The organism is Streptomyces laurentii (assembly GCF_040635425.1).
Taxonomy (GTDB): Bacteria; Actinomycetota; Actinomycetes; order Streptomycetales; family Streptomycetaceae; genus Streptomyces; species Streptomyces laurentii.
Genome location: NZ_JBEYHT010000138.1, coordinates 1 through 1,138 on the forward strand (window position 1 = coordinate 1; position 1,138 = coordinate 1,138).

Below are 1,138 nucleotides of genomic sequence, written 5' to 3' on the forward strand. Positions count from 1 at the left end.
CTGCACTGGTCACGCTTCCGCAGACGCAGCCAGGCCCGAGCCCGACGCTCCCACTACAAACGCCGAGGCCACACACCCCAGATGCGGTTGCAGTATTAGGTCTCGCCACCGGCATTCAGCGACGCACCATCCAGAGAGGTATCCGTAAGGGTGATGCGAGCCTCGGTGATGACCTCGGTGCGGCTGACTGCGGCGCAGGTCATCTCGCACAAGAGAAAGCCCACGCGATACTTTCCGCGCACCATGCTGGTGCCCACACACTCGTTCACGCCTTCGTGCAGCCAGTCGTAGAGGTCGTGGACATCGTCGTCCTGCCAGCCCTTGAGAGCGGCCGCGCGAATGCCAAGGGCCAGTTTCTCGGCCAGGTAGTTCGGGTCGAGGACGCTCCGAAAGCGAATGGTCAGACGCTCGAACTCATGGCCTGCGCCGAACTCCCACGAAGCCCGGAGCTCGTTGACGCCTCCTGCTACGGGCCGGGCTTCGAGGAACCACTGGTACTCATTCATGAAGGGTGCGTAACGGTCCAACCACCGGTCGTGCTCCTGCGGCGTGATCGCCCAGGGACTCGGGACCTCGAGGAAGGCCGGCCATTCGACCTCCGGGCATTCCCAACGCGCCGCCCACGACCGGACCTTCTCCCGGTTGGCAACGAACTTCGCCCGGAGTTCGTCTGCGTCGTGCCGCTTCGGTCTGCGTAAGCTCATACTCCTTCGCCTCCCCGCTCGGCCCGCCAAGGCATGCTCCCAGGCAACCATCGATGGCACGAGGTGAATAGAGCCCGCGCGCGAAGATGCGGGCGCCGTTGTGGAAGGTCACGGTGAAGCCGTTCTGGCTGCTCGGCGTGACGCGGGTTGACCAGCGTTCGATGGCGACGAGACCCAGGCGGCGCGTCGGCGAATCCTGCGTGCTTTGGCCCACCCGGGAGCTGCCCAACGAATGCCATCGGGGCGGCGAGTAGCCGCCCTGACGGCCGCGCCGGCCGCCGGAGGCCCACCGCAGACGACGTGATCGGGTCGAAACGTCAGTGGCTCCAGACGCGGTAAACGTCTGGAGCCACTGGAAAAGTAGCGGGGACAGGATTTGAACAGATCGGAATAGCACACCTATGAACACCAGACAAATGTATTCTGTTGTGGTA

At 64.1% G+C, this 1,138-nt stretch carries 1 protein-coding gene; it reads right to left on the reverse strand.

Going from position 1 to position 1,138, the window contains the following annotated elements:
* Positions 1–95 precede the first annotated feature (95 nt).
* Positions 96–704 (reverse strand): hypothetical protein, encoded by a 609-nt coding sequence (locus ABZ693_RS36120; protein ID WP_359885726.1) that lies wholly within the window; start codon positions 702–704, stop codon positions 96–98.
* Between the last annotated feature and the right edge of the window lie 434 nt (positions 705–1,138).